Genomic DNA, 21,884 nt, shown 5'->3' with positions numbered 1-21,884 from the left:
ATTATTTATCTGCTGTTTTCCACTTATTTTCCTTCTCCAACTAATGAAAGTGAGCCCATATGAATTTAAAAGATCTACAATATTTTTATGACCTCTGCCAGCTTCAATCCTATACAGAAGTAGCAAAACAACATAAAGTCAGCCAACCATCTATTTCTTATGCTATCAAGCGCTTAGAGGAATCCTTTAACTGCAAATTGATTTACCATGACCCCTCGCATCGTTCCTTCAAGCTAACTCCTCAAGGACAAATCCTTCTAAAGCATACAGAACTGATTTTACCTGAGGTCATTTCTACTCGCAAAGAAATTAATCGCTCCTTGGCACAATACTCTACTGTAGGATTCCCTCCTATTATCATTCAGTATCTCTTTGCTGCCTTAAATGAAAAAGATAAATTCGATTTTTTAAAAAAGATACGCCCTATCCGCGGTGGCTCCGTAGAGTTATTAAACCTTCTCCTTAAGGGAGACCTTAATGCAAGCCTACTCGGTTTGATTGAACCTCTCAATTATCCTTCAATAGAGACACACGAGTTATTTCATAAAGAACTGTATGTCGTTTTATCTAAGAACCATCCTTTTGCCACTGCTCCTTCCCTCGCTTTTGAAGAATTAGTAGACCAATCCTTTATACTCTTAGACGAACACTTTGTTCACCTGAAAGCTTTTGAAACGCTTAATCAAAAGCATCAAAACAAGGCAGAAATATTCTTTAAGACTGATGACATTGTCATTCTTAAAGAACTTTTAAAAAAAGGGATTAGCCTTAGTTTACTGGCTGATATCGCACTTTCTGATGAAGATGATGATTTAATAAAAATTCCTCTTATACCGAAGGACAAGATAACTTTTACAGTTTATTACGCTTACCTTAAATCGGCTACACCGTCATCAGAAATAGAAGCTTTATTTAAACTCCTTAAATCATATGAATAGAAAAAACTCTAACTATCAATGAACTGATAGCTAGAGTTTTTTACATTGTAGATATTAGACTCAATGAAAATCAAAAAGCAAACTAGGAAGCTAGCCGCAGGTTGCTCAAAACACTGTTTTGAGGTGGCAGATAGAGCTGACGTGGTTTGAAGAGATTTTCGAAGAGTATTAGACTATAGTAGATTGAAGCTAGAGTAATACGTCGCGACTTCTAAAACTTTTCTAGAAATTAATTTGACTTTCCTAATCTAGTTGTTCAGATTTTATTTCATCTCACTATAATTCAATGATTTTCTAAGAATTCTATTTCTTTCGAAAATTCTTTCAGGAAGCTTTCAAAGCTTTTCAAATCAGTCCAACAAAAAAAGGTTTATAATTTCCACATCAATTTTTATGGAAATTATAAAACCATTATTAGTTTAATCCTTGTTGGTAACGTACCAGTTCTGCTTGGTTAGCCCAAACATAGTGACCTGGACGGATTTCTACCATGGATGGCTTATCAGTCTCATAGTCGTGTTGACTCGGGTCGTATACCTTCAAGACCTTCTTACGTTCCAAGATTGGATCTGGGATTGGTACCGCTGAAAGCAAGGCTTGAGTATATGGGTGAATTGGATTGTTAAACAGTTCTTCTGTTTCTGCAACCTCTACAATAACACCCTTGTAAATAACTGCGATACGATCTGAAATAAAGCGCACAACCGACAAGTCATGGGCGATAAAGAGATAGGTCAAACCAAGTTCTTTTTGGAATTTTTTGAGCAAGTTCAAGACTTGGGCACGAACAGAAACGTCCAAGGCTGAAATGGGCTCATCCGCAATAACAAAGTCTGGTTGCATGACCAAGGCACGGGCAATACCGATACGTTGACGTTGACCACCTGAAAACTCATGAGGATAACGAGTCAAATGCTCAGCAAGAAGCCCCACTTCACGGATAATATTTTTAACTTTCTCTTTACGTTCTTCTTCATCTTTGAACAGATGATGATTGTAAAGACCTTCAGAAATAATATAATCAACAGTCGCACGTTCATTCAAACTTGCCGCAGGGTCTTGGAAAATCATCTGGATTCGACGAATCAATTCCGCAGCTTGTTCACGCGATTTCTTACCATTAATCTTTTGACCATCAAAAATAATATCACCATTACTTGTGTCATTTAGACCAATGATAGCACGACCAATAGTTGTTTTCCCACTACCTGACTCACCTACAAGTGAGAACGTTTCTCCCTTATTGATAAAGAAGTTAGCATTTTTAACCGCGACAAACTTCTTACTTCCTTCACCGAAGGAAATTTCTAAATCTTTGATTTCTACTAATTTTTCAGACATTTCCTTCCTCCTAGTCAGCTAGATGGGCAAATCCCATTTTTTCACGGATCTTATCATGGAGATTTGCAATCACAGCTGGTTTTTCTACTTTTGGAGCATCCTCATGAAGTAGCCAAGTTTTAGCCCAATGTGTCTCTGATACTGAGAATTGAGGAGCTTTTTGTTCAAAGTCAATCTGCATTGCATAGTCAGAACGCAAGGCAAAAGCATCCCCTTTCAGGTCAGTATAAAGTGACGGAGGTGTTCCTGGGATTGAGTAAAGATCCCCTTTATCATCAGCAAGCTGAGGCAAGCTAGACAAGAGACTCCATGTATATGGATGGCGAGGGTCATAGAAGACTTCCTCAACAGTTCCATACTCAACAATTTCTCCAGCATACATAACCGCTACCTTATCCGCAATACTTGCTACCACACCAAGGTCGTGAGTGATAAAGATTGTTGTAAAATGGTACTCGTTTTGTAAAGATTTTAACAAATCAATAATCTGAGCTTGAATAGTTACATCCAAGGCAGTCGTTGGCTCATCACAGATCAAGACATCAGGTCGGCAGGCAAGGGCAATAGCAATAACGATACGTTGACGCATTCCTCCAGAATATTGGAATGGGTATTCATCAAAACGTCTATCTGCGTCTGGAATCCCAACCTTATTCATGTAGTCAATCGCCAATTCTTTCGCTTCTTTAGCTGTTTTTCCTTGGTGTTTTACAATAACTTCTGTAATCTGACTACCAATTGTTTTAATTGGGTCCAAACTAGTCATTGGGTCCTGGAAGATAGTCGCAATCTTAGCACCACGAATTTGTTCCCAATCCTTGTGAGAAGACAAGGCTGTCAAATCCTGACCACGGTAGTCAATACTTCCTTGGGCAATGCGACCATTTTCTTCAAGCATACCTGTGAAAGTCTTTGTCAAAACAGATTTCCCTGATCCTGACTCACCTACCAAGGCTAATACTTCTCCTTCAACTAGTTCAAGGGAAACGCCGCGAATGGCTGTCAATACTTTGTCACGAACGTCAAATTCCACGACAATATCGCGAGCAGTCAAAATTACATTTTTTTCTTTTGTCATTTCTACTCCTATCTATGTGTACGTGGATCACTAGCATCCGCTAAGTTTTGACCAACTACGAAAAGGGACAAGGATACCAAGACAAGAGTTGTCAATGGAATCCAGAACAAGTAAGCATTAGTTGTTACGTTTTGTGAATAATCTGAAATCAAACGACCCAAACTTGGCACTGTAATTGGTAATCCAAGACCGAAGAATGACAAGAAGGCTTCGTATGAGATAAAGCTTGGAAGCATTTGAGTCATGGTTGTCACAATAACAGATACCAATTGTGGCATGATGTTTTTGGCAACAATCTTCAAGGTTGGTGTTCCCAAAGTACGTGACGCCAAGTTGTATTCCAAATCACGGTAACGCAAGATTTGCACACGGATCATGAAGGCAATTCCAATCCATGTTGTCACACTCATAGCAAAAATCAGATTCCAGAATCCAGCTCCGATTGAGTAAGTCAAGACAATGACAATCAAAAGAGATGGAATGTTTGAGATGACGTTATAAACTTCCATCATCACACGGTCAACTGATTTTGAAATCCCCCAAATACCACCGACAAAAACACCGATAACCAAGTTAATCACTGTCGCAATCACAGAAATGAGGATGGAGTTACGAGCTCCGAACCAGACACCGTCAAAGAGAGATTTACCGTTACTATCTGTACCGAACCAATGCTCAGCATTTGGCTTGATATAACGAGCACTAAAGTCGTTTACTTTGCTGACATCATTAAAATCAAACTTAGAAAACATTGGGTAGATGAAACTCATCAAAATGATAGCTACCAAGATTCCCAACATGACTACAGTTGATTTCTTCTTCATAAATTGTCTAAACACTGATTTCCAGTAAGAATATGCTGGCGCATCAATAGTTTCAGAGGCAAAATCGTCACGTTTTACAAACTGAAATTTTTCTTTATCGATTGTAGACATTATTTGCCTCCTTTCTCAGTCAATTTAATACGTGGGTCAATAATCGTCATCCAAATATCTCCCAAAAGAAGTGAGAAGATAGAAATACATGTAAAGATGAAGACAAGACCAACGACCATAGAGTTATTAGATGCTTTTACAGAGTCAATCAACATTTTACCCATACCTGGGAAGGCGAAGACTGTTTCAGTAAGGGTTGCACCACCGATAACCCCGATAACGGCACCAGGAATTCCTGAAACCAGCGGAACCATGGCATTTTTAAAGATGTGTTTGTTTGAAATTTCTTTTTCAGACAAACCTTTTGCACGAGCAAAACGAACAAAGTCCTGTGATTGCAAGTCAATCATGTAACGACGAATCCAAATAGCTGTACCAGGAGCACCCAATAAACCAAGGATAACTGCTGGTAAAACGTAAGAACGCCAATCTCCCGCACCCAAGATAGGGAATGAATCTGGCAAGCCGATTGAAGAACCAGCTAAACGGATGATATAAACCAAGGCAATTGTTGGAAGAGCCATCAAGAAGGTCAAAGCCCCTGTTGAAAAACTATCAATCCAAGTATTCTTGAAGCGAGCCATAGCTGAACCAAGTGGCACGGCAATCGCATAAGAAATCACCAAACCGATCAATCCAACAACAGCAGAGCTGGCAATCATTGAAGGATATTGGTAGTTACTTTCAGTAGCCGTATACGGATCATCTTTCCCATAGTTAGCTACTTCACGTGAATCAGCCTGACTAGGTGATTTGTAGGTTCTTGAGTAAATATTTACAGAAGAAGTTTTCTTACCTGTTGGGAATTGAACTTGAGATGTTTTTGTTTGCCCTTGTCCTTGAGTAATAACCTGTAAAACAGGGCTATTAGCATAGGTTGGATAAGAGTCACCTAAATTAATGTTCACAAAGTTTTGATGCACAAATGGGAACTGACTGTTGAAGTACAAGAGATATTTATGTTTAGTTCCTGAACCAACCAAGGACCATCCGATCGCTGGATCGTTTTCGAAACGAAGATAACGCTTCAAGTCTGGATTTTCAGGGTCTTGAATTTTATTTGTATGATCAATGTCAATCAAGTTAGCATAGAAGTGAAAAACACGTTCAAAAATTGGGATTTCACGAGTAGCGTAGAATTGGCCACTTTCAGTAAATTCTCCCAAGGTCCAACCATGACCAATTTGTTTGATGTATTTTTCATAGATAGCCTTGTTGGTATCATTGGCTTCAACTGTTACAGAAGCATCCATCTGGCTAGCTTTTTCTTGCAACTCTTTGGTATCGTAGTACTCGATATAGCCCATACGCTCATAAACAGTATTCTCATAGTTATCACGTTTATCAGCAGTTGTCGCAATCTTGTTATAGTTGGTATCCTGTTTGAAAATCAATTTTCGAGGAACCATTGTATAGATAATCGTGTAGGTCAAGGTTGTTACTAAGAAGATAGAAACCAAGGACCGCAAAACACGCATAAAAATATATTTTTTCATATCATTTCCTTTAAAAATCCCAAAAGAACCTTCTCCTCATGGAGAGAAAGTTCTATTGAAAATTATTTACTTCACATGACTTGCCAATTCTTTTTGAGCTTTCTCGTTTGACTCAGTCTTTTCTTTCAACCATTTTTCACGAGCTTTTTCATACTCTTCTTTGGTGATTGCTTTTTCACCAACTTCAGTGTACTTCAAGTATCCTGAATTTTCTCCTTTAAGGCCGGCTACTGAATATGAAGAGCTAAATGGTAGAACTTTTGAAACATATGAAACGGCTGTTTCTTTTGGAGAAGCCATTACTGGAATTGTCAAAGCATTGTCAGTCAACCAAGCTTGTGCTACTGCGTATTTTTCATAACGTTTTTGAACGTCTTGGTTTTCGCTGTTTGCGTCATCAAGTAATTTTCCATAGTCAGCTAAACCAAGTTTGCTTACTACTGATGCATCTGTGTTTTGGTCAATACCAAGGTAAAGACGAGTGCTTCCTCCCTTAAGGACGAATTGATCCAAGAAAGTAGAAGGATCTTGATAGTCAGGGTTCCATCCTAGCAAGGTATGGATATCCCAGTCTTGTTCTTTAGCTGTTGGAGCGCTAAATGAAATTGGTAAAGCTTCTGCTTGAGTCATTTGTTGTAAATCTACAACAACATTATCTGAACCCAATACTTTTTCAATTGATTGTTTCAATGATTGAACACGGTTTACAACCGCTGTTGATTCTTGGATAACCAAGGCATCCAAGTGGATTGGGAATTCAACACCTTCAGCTTGTAGACTTGATTTTGCTTTAGCAAAGACTTCTTTAGCTTTTTCTTCATTGTAAAGGCCATTTTGAGAATCTGCTAGAGACACGTTTGACCAAGTAGAAGAATTTGTCTTAGCCAAGCTATCTTGTACCAATTCACCAAATGTTTTCTTACCAACTTGAAGATTATATGGTGCAAATGTATTACGGATGGCTACTGCAGCTCCATCAGTACCATTTGTTTGAGCTGAATAAGAATTGCGATCGACAGCAAAGTTCAAGGCTTGACGGAATTCCTTGTTTAGCAATGCTTTCTGAGTAGATGTCTTTTGGGCATCACTTGTTTTGGCAGTGTGGTTATAAGTTGTACGGCCATAGTTCAAGCTGACAGTTGCAACACCCGCACCTGGTTCATTAAAGTAAATGTTATCTTTAAAGTCAGCTGCATATTTTTCATATGTAGAACTTGTAGGGAAGATACGAGCCTTGCTATATTGACCATCAGCAAAACCTTTAGCAATCACATCTTGGTCCTTACCATCCCAGAAAGTGAACTTAACGTTCTCAATTTTTACATTTTCTTTGTCCCAATAAGCGTCATTTTTAGCCATCTCGATAGATGATTTAGGAGTTACAGCCTTCAAGACAAATGGACCGTTATAAAGAATAGAGTTAGCATCGGTTGGGGCACCAAAACCTTCCCCTTTTGAAGTTAAGAATTCTTCATTAACCGGCATCAAAACACCACTAGTTGTCTTGTCATTCCAGAAAGTTTCTGGCTGGTTCAAGGTATATTCTAATGTTTGATCATCAAGCGCTTTTACTCCAACGGTTGAAAAATCGCTTGTTTCACCCTTGATATAGGCTTCTAATCCTTTAATAGAAGAGCTAACGATTGAAAGTCCTTTTGATTTTCCATCTACAGCATGTTTCAAACCAGTAACGAAGTCTTTAGCAGTGACAGGAGCGTACTCTTCTCCCTCTGCAGTTACCCATTTAGCATCCTTACGGATTTTATAAGTATAAGTCAAACCATCTTTTGAAACTGTCCATGATTCAGCAATAGAAGGAACCAGATTACCATATTTATCGTTAGCCAACAAACCATCTACAGCATTTGTTGTGACGAAAGATGTTGAATCGATATTGCTGACGATATAATCCAAGGTTTCTGGATCTGTTTGATAAACATATTGGTAATCTTTTGCTAGTTTAGCATTATTTGAACTAGTGTTTGAACACGCAGCTAGAACTCCTGACGCTAATAAGGTAGCTCCCGCTACAGCAAGCACTTGACTTTTTTTCATTTATTTACTCCTCTTATAAATAAAGTATAGGTTATCATCAATTATATCATAGATTTCAAGAAAAGTAAACGAATTTTCAGAATATTTAGGCTTATTGACACAAAAAATCTGAAAAAGCTATTGACTGAAAACCATTTTCAAGGTATAATAATAAACGTTAAGGCGGTATAGCCAAGTGGTAAGGCACGGCTCTGCAAAAGCTTGATCGTCGGTTCAAATCCGTCTACCGCCTTTCAATACCGAATTTATCGGATTTTATCAAGACAGAAAGCCCAATTTAAAGGGCTTTTTTCTTTTTCCTCGAATAAATACGTATAACTTTAAAAAACTTTTGGGGCAAGGTTGGGGCTGAGTTTTTCGAGGATACTATTCCCTTTTAAAACAACTGAAAAAAGCTTTGTCACTCATGATGACAAAAGCCTCTAATTTACTCTGTTTCTTCTTCTATTTCGACTTCTGTAATCTGGACTTTTACCTTGGTAACACGTCCATTTTTCACTTTATCATTGGTTAAGATAAGCTGTTTGTTTTGGCTGACTAATTCATAACTGAGTTTCTCAGTCGTTGGAATGGTCCCAACTCCTGTCAAATAATAACCAGCGATGGTATCAACGTCATCACTTTCCAGCTCAACATCAAAGTAGCTATTAAAATCATTGAGATTCATGGTACCTTGAACGATATAAGTATCTTCTCCGATTTGATGAACTTCGATTTCAGCCTTATCTGTTTCGTCATCGATTTCGCCAACGATTTCCTCTAAGAGGTCTTCTAGGGTCACCAAACCAGCCATCCCACCGTATTCATCTAGCAAGATTGCCATTTGTCTTTGGGTATTGCGCAATTCTTTTAACAAGTCATCCACAAAAATAGTTTCAGGAACAAAAAGTGGATCTTGTAAGATTTTCTTCCAAACAATATTGTCAAAACCCTCCACAAAGCCCGCCTTAAGGAGACTCTTGGTGTGAATGATGCCAATCACGTTATCCTTGTCTCCATCATAGACAGGGATACGAGAATAATTTTGTTTTAAAATACTTTGGATGATGGTTTGACTATCATCCTGAATATCGACCATAAAGGCATCCGTTCGAGGAACCATGACTTCTCTGGCCATCAGTTCATCTAGTGAAAAAATCCCTTGTAACATCTCAATTTCGTCAGCATCTAGTGTTTCTTCACTATTTGTCAGCATGTACTCAATTTCATCACGGGTCATTTTTTCATCAGCATCGTCAAAGGTCATCGGAGTCAAGCGACTCAAGAGATTGGTAGATGCAGATAAGAGCCAAACAAAGGGACTAACTAGTTTTCCCAGTCCAATAATAACTGGCGCTGTACGAATCGCCAAGGCATCCTTTAGATTAAGAGCGATTCTCTTAGGATACAATTCCCCAAAAACGATGGAAATATAAGTCAAAAATGCTAAAGACAGAAAACTTGCAACGGCATAAGCTGTTTCACCATTTCCAAGCCAAGATGCAATTTCTCGTCCCAGAGTGTCTGCCAAACTCGCCCCTGATAAGATCGTAATCAGGGTAATCCCTACTTGAATGGTTGATAAAAAGTGATTAGGATTTTCTAGTACCTTCAGCAGACGGATATAGCGTCTATCTCCTTCTTCTGCCTTTTGTTCAACCCGCGCACGGTTAAGTGAAACCATGGCCATTTCTGTGGCTGAGAAAAAGGCATTTAACACCGTCAAGATAAACAATAAAACTAATTGTAGCAACAAATTCTGACTACTTGGGTCTTCCATAGTTCTTCTCCTAAAATAGTATCTTATCCTTTATTATATCACAAAATATAGTCCAGTACATATTATTTTTTCTCAGTATCTATTCTAGTTCTACTTAAATTGTCCAAAAAATAACCCCTACATCCACAAGTGACATAGGAGTTTATCTTATCTTTTACTGAGTTACAGTTACTTCTCCAGTTCGGTAATCCAGTTGAAGTCCTTTTTGAACATTGGGAACTAGAACATTAAATTCCAATTCTCCGTCTGAAGACTTGGCTTCAATCTGTGAAGCTGAAGGAACTAAATCCTCGTTTGAAGCATAATAAAGAGTTACACGGTAACGGACACGCTTGTTTTTATCCAAGGCCTTACGCACCATGCTTTCATAGTAGTTTTGACCAGTCGAATCCTCGGCTTGAGCCTGATTTGCCCATGCTGTTTGAACAGCAATGTTTTTAGGATTGCTTGTCGAGGCATCAAAACCATCCAAACCACCGATTAAGGCATAGCCTAACAAGTGACCTCTATCGACCGCATGGGTATAAGTACCCTTTAGATTCTTAACCTGATGCCAGCCTGGAGGAGTCCATGAAGTCGAACCATTCCCAGTTTCTTCACGATTCTTGTACTGACGAGTAGCCTTAGACAAGAGGGCATTTGCTACGGTTGGCACTGTTTCCTTGCCCACTGTCTTTGTTTTATTATCAGCGTAGGGCTTACTTGAAACCTTGGCATCTAGATTTGTTTTATTGCCATTGACGATAAAAGCACCTGAGCCATTCCACTCCAGACTCCCTTTTATTTGGCTTTTGACTGCATCTGTTAAGACACTTTCTGCCAATTCTTGACTAGGAGCTTCAGACGCTTGTTTTTTCTGACTAAGCTTGGTTTTGGGACTATTAGCTGTCGGCTGCATCTGCTTGATATAATAGCTTCCCGCAGATAAAAGCAATAACACTAGCAGTCCGATTAGTGTCTGTCTTGTTTTTTTGTTCATATTTCTCCTTATCTTTATAAAAAGGCTGGTCTCCCAGCCTAATTTCCTGTAAATTTATGAATCAATTCCTGCCATTTTGCTGGAGACAGGATAGCCCATGGATCTTGACCCTTGCCCAAGATTCCATAACCTACCATTAAGCCGATTCCTAGGGCTAGGAGGCCTAAAATCAGTACCAGAATGACTAAAAGTAAACGCTTGACTACGTAGCTTGATTTCTTATTCATCTTCATCACTTGCCTCAATCCGCTGAATCTTAGCACCTAGCTGTGCCAACTTCTCATGGAAACGGTAGTAACCTCTATCCAAGTGAACCAATTTACCGACCACAGTTTCTCCTTGTGCTACCAAACCTGTCAAAATCAAGGCTGCGCTGGCACGAAGGTCAGTTGAAAGAACTTCTGCTCCCTGCAGAGGCTGTCCACCAACAATACGTGCCGTATCACGGATAATCTCAGAGTGCAAGCCCATGCGGCGCATTTCTTCTAAATGTTGGAAACGATTTTCGAAAACTGTCTCCACCATAGTTGATTCCCCTTTTGCAACGGTCATCAAGGCTGTAAATTGAGCCTGCATATCTGTTGGAAATCCTGGATGAGGCAAGGTTTTCACATGGACAGCTTTTAGATTTTCTAGTTGAGAGCGAACTCGAATTCCTTCAGTCTCCTCTGTCACTTCCACTCCCATTTCAAGCAATTTGGCAATCAAGGGACGGTTATGCTCCCAAACAGCATCTTTAATCAAGACATCACCACCAGTCATGGCAGCAGCCACCATAAAGGTTCCAGCTTCGATACGGTCTTGGACCACATTGTGATTCGTACCGTGAAGTTTCTCAACACCAGTAATGGTAATGGTCTCTGTACCAGCCCCTTTGACCTTGGCTCCCATTTCATTTAGGAGAATGGCTAGGTCCACAATCTCAGGCTCACGCGCAGCATTTTCAATCACTGTCACCCCATCAGCCAGAGTCGCTGCCATCATCAAGTTCTGCGTTGCACCAACACTTGGGAAGTCCATATAGATATGGGCCCCATGTAAGCGATCAGCCTTGGCTTCGATATACCCAGCTGTCTGACTAATCTTAGCCCCCATAGCTTCTAGACCCTTCAAATGAAGATCAATAGGACGGCTACCAATCGTACAACCACCTGGCATGGATACCTTAGCATGACCTACACGGGCTAGGATTGGCCCCAAGACAACGATAGATGCACGCATCTTGCTGACATACTTGTAAGGAGCTTCCTCTGTGATATCGCCAGTCGCATCCACCTCGACAAGATGAGCTTCCTCATCAAAATCCACCTTGGCATTTAAACCGCGAACCACCTGATTCATAGTGAAAACATCTGACAAGATAGGAACATTCTGCAAGACGGTCTTCCCTTCACTTGCTAGAATAGTCGCTGCCAACAAGGGCAAGACTGCATTCTTTGCTCCTTCAATCGTAACACTTCCTACCAGACGATTATCGCCACCTTGAACCACAATTTTTTCCATACTTACTTCCTTTACATTTGATTTTATAATAATCCTCTAAGCGCTTCTTGCCACAACTGATATAGGCTGATAAAGAAAGAACTCATGATGTAACCCATGACAATACTGAAAAAGGCTACTAGTAAACGAACTTTTCCTGTATTCTCAGCTGTCACTTTTAAAACCTTTTCCCATCTAACAAGATTCTTTAAAAGGTAAAAACTCACATAAATAAAGAGCATGTGACTGCTTAGAGTGAATAATAATTGAACCATTTGACTATTATACCATCTTCTCTGTTTGTGCGCTAGTTTGGAAACTTCCCTTAAAAACTAGGGATTGTTTTTCAAGTAATCAATTGCATCTTGTAGGGTTTTAACAGGCACGATTTTCATATCTGTCTTGATTGTTTTAGCTGCTTCTAGGGCTGTTTGGTAGTTGTTTTTAGCATCAGGATGTGCTTTCTTTTCTTCTTCGCTAACAGGGTTATCAGGAGCAAAGAAAATAGCAGCACCTTCTCTAGCCGAAGCTACAACTTTTTTATCAATACCTCCAATATCCCCCACATTACCATCACGGTCAATGGTTCCTGTACCGGCAACAATGCGGCCATTACGAAGGCCTGGGTCAGCTATTTGGGTATAGATGGCCAGACTAAACATGAGACCTGCACTTGGACCACCGATACCAGCTGTTGAAAAGCGAATTGGGACATCACTGGTTACTTCTGTACGGTCAATCAAGCCGATTCCAATTCCATTTTTGCCATTTTCCAAGGTGATAATCTTACCTTCTGCAGACTTGGTTTGCCCATCCTCTTCATAGGTGACCTTGACGGAGTCCCCTAATTTTTGAGAATTGACATAATCAATCAAATCTTTGGAACTGTCGAAGGTCTGATCATTGACTGCTGTGACCGTATCAGAGATGTTGAGAATCCCTTTAAAGGTCGAATTATCTGTCACAGTCAAAACATAAACCCCAAGATATTTTAGTTCAATATCCTTACCTGCCGTTTTTAGCCCTTGATATTTTGCCATATTTTGCGATGTTTGCATGTAGAATTGATTGATCCGCATAAATTCAACATCAGAAGAGCCACCTGTAGTCTCTTGGGCACTACGAATATCTGTAAAAGGCGTCAACCAAGCATAAATCATATGGGCTAAAGTAGCGTGCTGGACACCAACCGTAACGAATTGATAGGCACCAGCTTCCTTATCTTCTGTGTCATTGACTTTAAGGACTTGGCGAATATCTTCCGAACCACCTGGAACTTCTATATAGTAGGGCAAGGGCACTACAAATGCCAAGAAGGTCACAATCAAGGCCGCAATGACATATAAGGGCCATCTAATCTTTTTTTCATTTCTTATTTCCTCCAAAATACTCTCAGGAACATAGCAGGCAACATCCTGACCAAACTTCAATAGCTCTCTAATACCGGATGAACTGAGATAGAGATGTTCAGGTCGGCTATGTAAATAAATGGTCTCTATATCAGGAGACAGCTGATGGTTGTAGTAATCAAAACTGGCTTCATATTGCAAATCCGCTGCATTCCTCAAACCACGCACTAGACAAGTAGCCCCCAGTCTTTTTGCGACATCAACCACCAATTCATCATGAGAAGACACGACTGCAACATTTTCCAAATGTTTCAAAGCCGTTTCTAGCCCTCGTTTACGATTTTCGATAGGGAGAAATCCTTGTTTGTGGGGATTAAAAAAAATACCGACATAGAGCTTATCAAAGAGTCTGCTTGCCCGTTCAATAATATCCAGATGCCCATTTGTCATCGGATCAAATGAGCCTGTGAATAAGCCAATCTTATCTGACATAGACTGTCACCTTACTAATTCCATAAATCTTTTCCTTCCAGATACCCAGGCAGGCAATTTCTTCTGGAAGTTCAACGGCCTTATCCGTCTCACACACGACCATGACATCTTCAGAAAAAAGCGATCTCTCAGCCATTTTTTCAATATCTGCTACAATTTGTTCCTTGGCATAAGGAGGGTCTAAGAAGATGAGATCAAATTCCCCAGATACCTGTTCCAATGCTCTTTCTGCATCCATCTTGAGGAGTTGAAATTTTCCAACTTCCTTGGTCATCCGAATATTTTCAGCCACGATAGCCTGAGCCTTACGGTCTCGTTCCACCAAAACAGCGCTGGACATGCCACGAGAGACTGCCTCGATAGATAAACCACCACTACCTGCATAAAGGTCCAAGACTCGTCCCCCTTCAAAGTAGGGACCAATCATGTTAAAAATAGCTCCCCTAACCTTATCTGAAGTAGGTCTTGTCGTCTTGCCTTCTAGTGTCTTGAGGGGACGTCCCCCATAGATTCCTGATACGATTTTCATACCGTTTATTATACCAAATTATGGGCGAAAAGAGAAAGAAAACCGAACCTTGCGGTTCGATTCTCTATAAAATATTTTCGTAAGTATCGCGGACTTCTTGAGGCCAAACACTTGTTTGCACTTCTCCGATATGTTTCTTGCGAAGTAAGAACATGGCCATCCGAGATTGTCCAATTCCTCCACCGATTGTCAATGGGAATAGGCCATTCAACAAAGCCTTGTGCCATTCCAATTCCAAGCGTTCCTCATCACCGGTGATTTCTACCTGACGGCGAAGAGTTTCTTCATCTACACGAATCCCCATAGAAGACAACTCAAAGGCTCCACCCAGAGACTCATTCCAAACAAGAATATCGCCATTCAGACCCTTGTAGCCATTCTCAGACTCGCTTGTCCAGTCATCATAGTCTGGTGCACGTCCATCGTGCGGTTTACCGTCTGGTAATTCCCCACCGATACCAATCAAAAAGACGGCTCCAAATTCTTTACAAATAGCATTTTCACGTTCTTTCGGTGTCAAGTCTGGGTAGCGTTCTACCAACTCTTCTGTATGGATGAAAGTGATTTGTTTTGGCAAGATGGATTCGATATCATAGCGGGCTTCAACAGCTAGCTCCGTAAGGCGAATGGCCTTGTAAATTTTCTCAACTGTTTCTTTTAAATAAGCGATGTTACGCTTACCATTTGGAATGACTTTTTCCCAATCCCACTGGTCAACATAAACAGAATGAGTCGCATCCAGCGAATCTTCGTCTGGACGAAGGGCCTTCATGTGGACGAAAAGACCTTCACCCTCACCGAAACCAAAACGAGCCAAGGTATGGCGTTTCCATTTAGCAAGTGAATGTACCACTTCATAAGTAGCATCAGGGATTTGGAGAACCTTAACCGATACGGCGTTCTCCACACCTGATAAGTTGTCCTGCATCCCGTCGCCGACCCTGCTCAAGATAGGACCTTGAACTTCGACAACTTCTAACTTATCTTTCAAATACTGGGTAAAAGTGTTTTTGACAAAGGAAATCTCTTCTTGTTGATGGATAAAACTTTTCTTCATAAACTACTCCTCAAAAAATTAATTAAAAGCATTATACACCTATTTTCAAGAAAAGGAAAGAGAAATTTTAAAAAAATCAGTGTCACTCAAAACACTGATTTCATAGACCTTCTAGTCATTACGACCAAAAATACGTAGAATACTTAGGAAGAGATTGATAAAATCAAGATAGATACTGAGAGCCATTGACACAACCCAACCTGTCGCTACACGGCCTTGTGATTGTTCATAAGCGAGACGAATCCTTTGGTTGTCCCAAGCAATCAACCCTGAGAAAACCAAAACCATGGCTACGCTAATCATATAATCAAAGAAACCGCTAGCCAAGAAAATATTAACTACCATGGCAATCAGCAAACCGATGAGAGCTGCCATCATAGCCCGACCAAGACCACTCAAATCTTTTTTAGTGAACATACCAACTGCCGCCATGACAAAGAAGAGAAGGGCGCTCGACACAAAGGCGGATAAAACTGTACCCGGAGTATAGAAGGCCACCACAAAACTAAGGGTAAAGCCGTTTAATACTGAGTAAAGTAAAAATACTGGAAGAGCCGCTGGACTATTCTTTGAAGCCATACTGCTGGCAACGAAAACCAAGGCCAACTCCGCAAAAGTAGCAATGGTCAACCAGAGACGCCCCTGCATCAAAAAGTAAACCAACTGAGACTGAAAGACCGTCAACATAAGGCCTGATACCAAAGCGGATAGTGCAATCCCCAGACCAACAAAGGCATAAACCTTAGCGTAAAATTGATTGAGACCTGCGCGGTCATGAATAATAGTGTGATTCATCTTTTCTCCTTTTCTATGAACATCTTTCCTTGATTATAACAAAGAAAGTTAAAATTAGCTTAAATGGAAAATCAAGATACCTGCTGCAACGGCAACATTCAGACTCTCTGCCTGCCCCTTCATGCTAATATGGACTAACTGGTCTGCACTTTCAGCCATGAGGGGACTAATTCCTTGACCCTCATTTCCCATAACTAGTACAAAATTTTCTATAGAAGGCAGTTCTCTGTAATCAACAGAATCTTTAGATAGGGTTGTTGCCAGCACTGAGATACCTGCCTCTTTGGTTCCCTTAAGAAGCGCTTGACTCGACATCCGGTAAATAGGCAGATGAAAATGACTGCCTTGCATCGAACGTAAGGTCTTGAGACTGTAGATATCTGCCGACTTATCTGAAACAATCACTCCAGTAAAACCTGCTGCATCCGCAGTCCGAATGATAGTTCCCACATTACCAGGATCTTGCACATCTTCCAAAAACAAGAACTTGCCCTGACTAAAGTCAGCTTGCCCTACTTCTTCTTTTTGAACTACCGCAACAATGCCTTGTGGAGTCTGAGAATCCGCCAAATCTAGCAAAATATCCTCTGACACCCAGACAGTTTGCGGAAACGAGGCTAACTGATCTCGGTAATTTTCTAGAGCAAAGATTTTTTCAATCGTCACTCCAGCTTGAACAGCTTCTTCAAACAAGTGCCAGCCTTCAATCAAGTAGGCTGTCTTTCGGTATTTTTTTGGTGTAATTTCTTGGCATTTTTTACCACAGAATTGGCTTTTGAGGTTATAATAGTCATAGAAATATTATAACACAATCAAAGGGGTTTGGTATGCAAAAGGTTAGAATGATTGCCCAAGGTAGGGTGCAAGGAGTCGGCTTTCGTTGGGGTGTTTACAGCTTGGCACTTGAAATTGGTGGCATCACAGGTCGGGTATGGAATAATGACGATGGCACAGTGGAAATATTAGCCCAAGCAGACTCATCTGCTATCATGGCAAAATTTATCCAAGAAATCCGAAAAGGACCCACACCTTTTTCAAAAGTCAGTTACTTAGATGTCAAACTGAGTAACTTTCCTCCCTACCCTGACTTTAAAATCGCAAATTAGGTCTCTAGAACTATTGTATATTTTGTAAAAAAACAGTAGAATAGAAAGGTATAATTTTTAAAGAAGGAATAAAAACAGTGAAATCTATTAAACGTTTTGCACTCTCGGCTATGGGAGTGGCTATGTTGCTTGTCTTGACTGGCTGTGTTAGCGTCGATAAAGCCACAGGAAAGCCAATAGGATTTATTTGGAATACGATCGGAGCGCCTATGGCTGAAGCTATCAAGTACTTCGCTACTGATAAAGGTCTAGGCTTCGGTGTCGCTATCATCATCGTAACCATTATCGTGCGCTTGATTATCTTGCCACTTGGTATCTACCAATCATGGAAGGCAACGCTTCACTCTGAAAAGATGAATGCCCTCAAGCACGTCCTTGAGCCACACCAAACACGTCTCAAGGAAGCAACAACTCAAGAAGAAAAACTCGAAGCCCAACAAGCTCTCTTTGCCGCTCAAAAAGAACACGGCATCAGCATGTTTGGTGGTGTAGGATGTTTCCCTATCCTCCTTCAAATGCCTTTCTTCTCTGCAATTTACTTTGCTGCCCAACATACTGAAGGTGTTGCTCAAGCAAGCTACCTAGGCATTCCTCTAGGCTCTCCAAGTATGATTTTGGTTGCCTGCGCAGGTGTCCTTTACTATCTTCAATCGCTCCTTTCACTTCACGGAGTAGAAGATGAAACGCAAAGAGAACAAATCAAGAAAATGGCTTACGTGAGCCCAATCACGATTGTTGTCTTCTCCCTCATTTCACCAGCCAGTGTCACACTTTACTGGGTTGTCGGTGGTTTCATGATGATTCTCCAACAGTTTATCGTCAACTATATCGTTCGTCCAAAACTTCGCAAAAAAGTCCGTGAAGAACTGGCGAAGAACCCACCAAAAGCAAGTGCTTTCTCTAAACCAAGTGGACGAAAAGACGTTACCCCTGAACAACCAACTGTTATCACAAGCAAGAAAAAACACAAAAATCGCAACGCTGGAAAACAACGTTCGAGATAAAGCTACGTAAATTATCCAATAATTAAAAAACGAATGAATGATAAATAGTTTTCATCAACTAGATATCATCATTCGTTTTTATTATCTACCGTTACATCTTATACTAGTCAAAAAAGTTAAATAGTTTAAAGGCTCACATATAAAAACTATTCAATCATAAATTAACAAGTAAATCACTATGATTTAATACACTTCACAGTTATTAAAACTTCTGCTCCCGCGTCTCTATTTCTAAGCTCAACTCGGCCTTTGTGTAGTTTTGCAACTCTACATACAAAACTAAGTCCAATACCATAATGTTGCTCTTTATACGATCTAGCTTTATCCATACGATAAAAGAGCTTCCCAAAATGAGTTAAAACTTCCTCTGGAAATTCCGAACCATTATTCCATATACCTATTTTCAATTCCTTCCCCTCTTGCTCTACCCTAATGTTAATTTTAGGATTCTGTTTATCGGCGTATTCCAGAGCATTTGTTAAAATATTTTGTATTGCACGAATCAGAAGAGATGGATTTATATAATAGTTTTCAGTTCCGTTCACATTTTGTTCAAAAGAAAACTTCATCTGATTTTTTATCAAAAAAGAGACTTCTTTCTCTAATTCATTTATAAAATCTGAAGAGGAATACTCCGTCCAACCTGTCTCATCATCATAATAGGTTTTAGAATAGTGAATCAATTGATTGAAATAATCTAGTAACTGTTGACTAGCTCTTTCTATATCTGCTAAGCATTCTTGAGATTGGTCGTTTTCAGTTATCGCCTGCAAGAATTCTACATTTCCCCTAATAATGGTTAAGGGTGTCTTTAAATCATGAGAAGCTGCTGAAACCTGAAACATCAAATCTTCTTTCTGCTGTTTCTCATCAACTATTAATTGTCGAATTCTATCTTGCATCACAATAATCCGATTTCCTGTCTCACGAAATTCTTTAACCGTTAAACTTTCTGTACATTCCCTCTTCACCCACATACTATTTTCATAAATCAAAGTCATTTCATAACTCAGTTTTTTCAACAATTTTCCAATGTGATAACTTATTAGAATAATCAATAAAACACAAATATATATCCATGATGACACATTGAAAAAAATTGATAGAACACCACTATTGTTTAAAGGTTTCCCGTCTTCATTTATTTGTATAGATACTGAAGCTAAGGGAATAAGATAGGCCATTAGTAAGCCAAGACTAAACTGCCAAATAATTCTCCAATAGGTTTCTCGAATTAATTGTCTAAAACTTTTGATTCTACCCATTGATATCCTCCACCGTATAAGGTTTTAATTGGATTTAATTGATAAGGTTTCAGCTTTTGACGAATTTGATAAATGTACTCTGAAACCGAACGTAAAAGCGCTTCTGAACTTTGTGGATATAGATAATTATAAATTTCCTCAATAGAATATATTTTACTTGGGTTGCTTGCCAAAAGATTCACTATGTCAAATTCCCTCCTTGTCAGAGCAATCTTATCATCGTTTACAAATAGTTCCTTACTATCCGTATATAGTATAAGCTTCCCAATCTTTATTTGATGAACATTTCCTTTAGTCCGTTCTTCACGACGCAAGTGCATTTTAACACGTGCTAAAAGTTCTTGCATACTAAAGGGCTTCATAATATAATCATCAGCACCTGCATTGATTCCAGCTACTAAGTCTTCATCCATATCCTTGGCAGTTATAAAACAGATAGGAACAGTTATCTGCTCGCGAATCATCTGACAGATTTCTAAACCACTAACAGGCATCATAATATCTAATAAAATCAAGTCAAATCCTGTAAAATCACAAAGATCAATCTCTTCTACCTTATTTCGTATGACTACTTCATATTTTTCATATTCTAGTACTTTTTTTATTAGGCGAAGAATAGCAAGATCATCATCTACCACCAAAATTTTATAAGCCATAACTCGCCCTCCTAACTATATTATAGCACTAACCGAGAAAAAGACAGGACATCCCCTGTCTTTAGCCTACATTTTTTCCTATAAGTATCAATGTAGCAAATACAAAAACAATTAATAACCAAACTATTTGTATCCCTAAGCCTTGCCACACTGGATAATAAAGAGACAATGGATAGGTATAAAAACAATTCATACTAGTTAGTAATGGTAAATTTCTAAAAAAAGAACTGAATTGTAGTAACATTTGTCCCAACCCCAATAAAAGGGATAAACTGATTCCCAGAATTAAGATAAAAGACTGGGAAATAAATACAAAAATACCATTTAAAAGAGAGAAGGTTAGAATAGAAATACAAGCTGGAAATAGAATTGTTAGAACATGTTTAATATTACTCAAAAGATTGATATTGTAGTATCCTTGCGCGATTAGTATGCATAATGATATTACAGCAACCAATAATACAATTTCCATACATAATACAATAGCTAGTTTACAGATTATAAATTTCAAACGATTTGGACATGTAAGAAAACTGGTACGAAGGCTAGAACCTGTAAATTCTTGACCTATAAATAGAACCGCTAGACTAACGAAACCTGCCTGTCCTAAATAGAGACTTTGCAGTAGCTGTTCCAAAACAAACTGTAGAGTCAACTGGTCTGGCTTACTATTTAAAAAAACAACCATCGCCGGAACACACAGTAATAGAGCACCTATAATCAACCAGTGCCAAGGATTCATAGTAAACTTGAGATACTCACTTTTAAGTTGCTCTTTCAACTTATTCACCTCCTCCAATATCTGACTTAAGTAAGCGGTAAATTGCTAAAGCCAAGAATGAGAAGTTCCAACAAAGTAAAAATAAAATATGTTGTAAACTATTATGTTCTAAAATTTGAGGAGATGTAGCAATCAATCCTTGCCCCAATGCAACTGGAAGAAATTTTGCAACCGATATATAGTTTGCTAAGAATGTTCCTAAATTGTAGACTTGGGGAAGCAAAAATAATAGAGGAACAATGGCTGTTTTAAATGTCAAAGCCATAATATAGGCTAGAAGTCCCAACAAAGTCCAAGCTATACTGGCTAAAAATATATAGAACCAAACTGTTCCATTTAGTGAAAAAAGCAATAAGCCATCTTGTCCTAAAACATAATGTGTCATGTTAATCGTAAGGAATATTGATAGAAAGGAAATGAAAAAAGAAAATACAAGCCAAACTAATGTTTTTGAAACTAGGAAAGTACCTCGATTTGTAATAGAGAGGAGGCTTGTACGAATAGCAGAGCATGTATACTCCTCGGCTCCGTAAATTGAGCCTAGGATAATCATAATAAAAACACCAAATAAAGTGACATCAAAACCTAAAAATTCAATAGGAGGTATAGCTTCTGCTAATTCTGGATTTGTCTCTGTTGTAGCATGAATACCAACTGAAACAATTTGAGAAGCACCAATATTTGCTAAAAACGTTTGAAATACCAGTATCAAGAATAGTACAACATGAGTAGCTCTCCTATAAAGCAATTTCAATATTTCAGAATGAAGAGAGTAAATAAGTGCCAT

General features: G+C 39.2%; 21 protein-coding genes, 1 tRNA gene and 1 pseudogene. 4 read left to right on the top strand and 19 right to left on the bottom strand.

What is annotated here, in order from left to right:
• Positions 1-59: 59 nt before the first annotated feature.
• Entirely contained in the window at positions 60-938 is an 879-nt protein-coding gene (locus SK608_RS02025) for a LysR family transcriptional regulator (RefSeq protein ID WP_033676165.1), read from the top strand.
• A gap of 414 nt (positions 939-1,352) precedes the next feature.
• On the opposite strand, the gene SK608_RS02020 is transcribed toward SK608_RS02025, so the two are convergent.
• The 5 genes from SK608_RS02020 to SK608_RS02000 all read right to left on the bottom strand — a co-directional run bounded on the left by SK608_RS02020 (position 1,353) and on the right by SK608_RS02000 (position 7,843).
• Positions 1,353-2,279 (bottom strand): ATP-binding cassette domain-containing protein, encoded by a 927-nt coding sequence (locus tag SK608_RS02020; RefSeq protein WP_033676163.1) that lies wholly within the window; start codon positions 2,277-2,279, stop codon positions 1,353-1,355.
• A 10-nt stretch (positions 2,280-2,289) separates the two neighbouring features.
• Complete coding sequence (locus SK608_RS02015) at positions 2,290-3,357, bottom strand: ABC transporter ATP-binding protein (RefSeq protein WP_000159550.1); 1,068 nt, start codon at positions 3,355-3,357, stop codon at positions 2,290-2,292.
• A gap of 8 nt (positions 3,358-3,365) precedes the next feature.
• Positions 3,366-4,292, bottom strand: a complete 927-nt coding sequence (oppC, locus tag SK608_RS02010) for an oligopeptide ABC transporter permease OppC (protein WP_000103703.1) — start codon at positions 4,290-4,292, stop codon at positions 3,366-3,368.
• Complete coding sequence (locus tag SK608_RS02005) at positions 4,292-5,788, bottom strand: ABC transporter permease (RefSeq protein ID WP_033676161.1); 1,497 nt, start codon at positions 5,786-5,788, stop codon at positions 4,292-4,294. The genes oppC and SK608_RS02005 overlap by 1 nt, the downstream gene beginning before the upstream one ends.
• Positions 5,789-5,854: 66 nt before the next feature.
• Complete coding sequence (locus SK608_RS02000) at positions 5,855-7,843, bottom strand: peptide ABC transporter substrate-binding protein (RefSeq protein ID WP_033676158.1); 1,989 nt, start codon at positions 7,841-7,843, stop codon at positions 5,855-5,857.
• A 161-nt stretch (positions 7,844-8,004) separates the two neighbouring features.
• On the opposite strand from SK608_RS02000, the gene SK608_RS01995 reads away from it, so the two are divergent.
• Positions 8,005-8,075 (top strand) — tRNA-Cys (locus SK608_RS01995).
• A 195-nt stretch (positions 8,076-8,270) separates the two neighbouring features.
• On the opposite strand, the gene SK608_RS01990 is transcribed toward SK608_RS01995, so the two are convergent.
• The 10 genes and pseudogenes from SK608_RS01990 to SK608_RS01935 form a co-directional block, all read right to left on the bottom strand.
• Positions 8,271-9,602 carry a hemolysin family protein gene (locus tag SK608_RS01990; protein WP_033676156.1) on the bottom strand — a complete coding sequence of 444 codons (1,332 nt, stop codon included), beginning with the start codon at positions 9,600-9,602 and terminating at the stop codon, positions 8,271-8,273.
• 154 nt (positions 9,603-9,756) lie between these two features.
• Positions 9,757-10,581, bottom strand: coding sequence for a DNA-entry nuclease EndA (gene endA / locus SK608_RS01985; protein WP_033676154.1), 825 nt, complete (start codon positions 10,579-10,581; stop codon positions 9,757-9,759).
• 38 nt (positions 10,582-10,619) lie between these two features.
• A complete protein-coding gene (locus tag SK608_RS01980; protein WP_033676361.1) occupies positions 10,620-10,808 on the bottom strand; it encodes a DNA-directed RNA polymerase subunit beta in 189 nt (62 codons plus the stop codon).
• The gene (murA, locus tag SK608_RS01975) at positions 10,801-12,084 is read right to left on the bottom strand and encodes a UDP-N-acetylglucosamine 1-carboxyvinyltransferase (RefSeq protein ID WP_033676151.1); all 1,284 of its coding nucleotides are present in this window, start codon (positions 12,082-12,084) and stop codon (positions 10,801-10,803) included. The genes SK608_RS01980 and murA overlap by 8 nt, the downstream gene beginning before the upstream one ends.
• A gap of 23 nt (positions 12,085-12,107) precedes the next feature.
• Complete coding sequence (locus SK608_RS01970) at positions 12,108-12,338, bottom strand: DUF1146 family protein (RefSeq protein ID WP_000250399.1); 231 nt, start codon at positions 12,336-12,338, stop codon at positions 12,108-12,110.
• 57 nt (positions 12,339-12,395) lie between these two features.
• The gene (locus SK608_RS01965) at positions 12,396-13,904 is read right to left on the bottom strand and encodes a SepM family pheromone-processing serine protease (RefSeq protein WP_082242389.1); all 1,509 of its coding nucleotides are present in this window, start codon (positions 13,902-13,904) and stop codon (positions 12,396-12,398) included.
• The gene (rsmD, locus tag SK608_RS01955; protein ID WP_033676149.1) at positions 13,894-14,433 is read right to left on the bottom strand and encodes a 16S rRNA (guanine(966)-N(2))-methyltransferase RsmD; all 540 of its coding nucleotides are present in this window, start codon (positions 14,431-14,433) and stop codon (positions 13,894-13,896) included. Before rsmD ends, SK608_RS01965 begins: the two co-directional genes overlap by 11 nt.
• Before the next feature lie 64 nt (positions 14,434-14,497).
• On the bottom strand, positions 14,498-15,490 hold the full coding sequence (asnA, locus tag SK608_RS01950; RefSeq protein WP_033676146.1) for an aspartate--ammonia ligase: 993 nt from the start codon (positions 15,488-15,490) through the stop codon (positions 14,498-14,500).
• 111 nt (positions 15,491-15,601) lie between these two features.
• Positions 15,602-16,285, bottom strand: a complete 684-nt coding sequence (locus SK608_RS01940) for a Bax inhibitor-1/YccA family protein (RefSeq protein WP_033676142.1) — start codon at positions 16,283-16,285, stop codon at positions 15,602-15,604.
• 54 nt (positions 16,286-16,339) lie between these two features.
• Positions 16,340-17,079: pseudogene (locus SK608_RS01935) on the bottom strand (TrmH family RNA methyltransferase).
• A 33-nt stretch (positions 17,080-17,112) separates the two neighbouring features.
• Between SK608_RS01935 and SK608_RS01930 the strand changes: the two are divergent.
• Together SK608_RS01930 and yidC are read left to right on the top strand one after the other, a co-directional pair.
• Positions 17,113-17,391 (top strand): acylphosphatase, encoded by a 279-nt coding sequence (locus SK608_RS01930; protein WP_001174612.1) that lies wholly within the window; start codon positions 17,113-17,115, stop codon positions 17,389-17,391.
• A gap of 77 nt (positions 17,392-17,468) precedes the next feature.
• Entirely contained in the window at positions 17,469-18,395 is a 927-nt protein-coding gene (gene yidC, locus SK608_RS01925) for a membrane protein insertase YidC (RefSeq protein WP_033676139.1), read from the top strand.
• Positions 18,396-18,571: 176 nt separating this feature from the next.
• Here the strand turns inward: yidC and SK608_RS01920 are convergent, their stop codons facing one another.
• From SK608_RS01920 to SK608_RS01905, 4 genes are all read right to left on the bottom strand, one after another.
• Positions 18,572-19,660 carry a sensor histidine kinase gene (locus SK608_RS01920; protein ID WP_033676137.1) on the bottom strand — a complete coding sequence of 363 codons (1,089 nt, stop codon included), beginning with the start codon at positions 19,658-19,660 and terminating at the stop codon, positions 18,572-18,574.
• Positions 19,630-20,316: a response regulator transcription factor gene (locus tag SK608_RS01915; protein WP_033676135.1), complete on the bottom strand. Its 687-nt coding sequence runs from the start codon at positions 20,314-20,316 to the stop codon at positions 19,630-19,632. Before SK608_RS01915 ends, SK608_RS01920 begins: the two co-directional genes overlap by 31 nt.
• 61 nt (positions 20,317-20,377) lie before the next feature.
• On the bottom strand, positions 20,378-21,097 hold the full coding sequence (locus SK608_RS01910; RefSeq protein WP_033676134.1) for an ABC transporter permease: 720 nt from the start codon (positions 21,095-21,097) through the stop codon (positions 20,378-20,380).
• Position 21,098: 1 nt separating this feature from the next.
• Entirely contained in the window at positions 21,099-21,884 is a 786-nt protein-coding gene (locus SK608_RS01905) for an ABC transporter permease (RefSeq protein ID WP_033676132.1), read from the bottom strand.

Origin of the sequence: Streptococcus mitis subsp. hohhotensis, assembly GCF_000722775.1 — a bacterium.
GTDB classification, from domain to species: Bacteria; Bacillota; Bacilli; order Lactobacillales; family Streptococcaceae; genus Streptococcus; species Streptococcus carlssonii.
This window is presented reverse-complemented; position numbering and strand designations above follow the sequence as displayed.